Genomic DNA, 1,282 nt, shown 5'->3' on the forward strand with positions numbered 1-1,282 from the left:
GTGCAAGGGCACCGCGACGGTCACGGATTCCTGGTCCGCGACGACCGGCAGGCCGATCTCTATCTGTCTCCGCAGGAAATGCGCGCGGTGCTGCACCGTGACCGCGTGAAGGCGCGCGTGATCCGCTACGACCGCAAGGGCCGGCCCGAAGGCCGCGTGCTCGAGATCATCGAGCGCAAGAAGGCGCCGATCATCGGCCGCCTGCTGCACGAGAGCGGCATCTGGCTGGTCGCCCCCGAAGACAAGCGCTACGGCCAGGACATCATGGTCCCGAAGAACGCGATCGCCAACGCGACCGCGGGGCAGGTGGTCGCGATCGAGCTGACCGAGCCGCCGTCGCTGTACTCGCAGCCGATGGGCCGCGTTTCCGAGGTGCTCGGCGAGATCGACGACCCCGGCATGGAGATCGAGATCGCGGTGCGCAAGTACGAGGTGCCGCACCGCTTCTCGCCCGAGACGCAGGCGCAGGCCGCGGGCCTGCCCGACAAGATCCGCGCGGTCGACCGCAAGGACCGCATCGATCTCACCGACGTCGCGCTCGTGACGATCGACGGCGAGGACGCGCGCGACTTCGACGATGCGGTGTACTGCGAACCCGTCAAGCTCGGCCGCGGCAAGGGCGCGTTCGAGGGCTGGCGGCTGGTCGTCGCGATCGCCGACGTGAGCCACTACGTGAAGCCGAGCGAGCCGATCGACGAGGACGCCTACGAGCGCGCCACCTCGGTGTACTTCCCGCGGCGCGTGATCCCGATGCTGCCGGAGAAGCTGTCGAACGGGCTGTGCTCGCTGAACCCGAACGAGGACCGCCTCGCGATGGTGTGCGACATGCTGATCACCACCGGCGGCGAGATCCACGCCTACCAGTTCTTCCCGGCGGTGATCTGCTCGCACGCGCGCTTCACCTACAACGAGGTGGCTGCGATCCTCGGCAACACGCGCGGCCCCGAGGCGGCGCGCCGCAAGGATCTCGTGCCGCACCTGCTGCACCTGCACGAGGTGTACCGCGCGCTGCTGAAGGAGCGTTCGAAGCGCGGCGCGGTCGATTTCGAGACCACCGAGACGCAGATCGTCTGCGACGACAACGGCCGCATCGAGAAGATCGTGCCGCGCACGCGCACCGAGGCGCACAAGCTGATCGAGGAGGCGATGCTCGCCGCCAACGTCTGCTCGGCCGATTTCATCGCGCAGCACAAGCACCCGTCGCTGTACCGCGTGCACGAGGGCCCGACGCCCGAGAAGAAGACGCTGCTGCAGAACTACCTGAAGGCGCTGGGTCTCGGCC

General features: G+C 68.3%; 1 protein-coding gene. It reads left to right on the forward strand.

What is annotated here, in order from left to right; genetic code table 11:
* Positions 1–1,282 (forward strand): ribonuclease R family protein (locus AC1D01_RS35200; RefSeq protein WP_477874230.1); only part of this gene is annotated, 1,282 nt, incomplete at both ends.

The sequence above is a fragment of the Rhizobacter sp. P3_B12 genome (assembly GCF_056402895.1).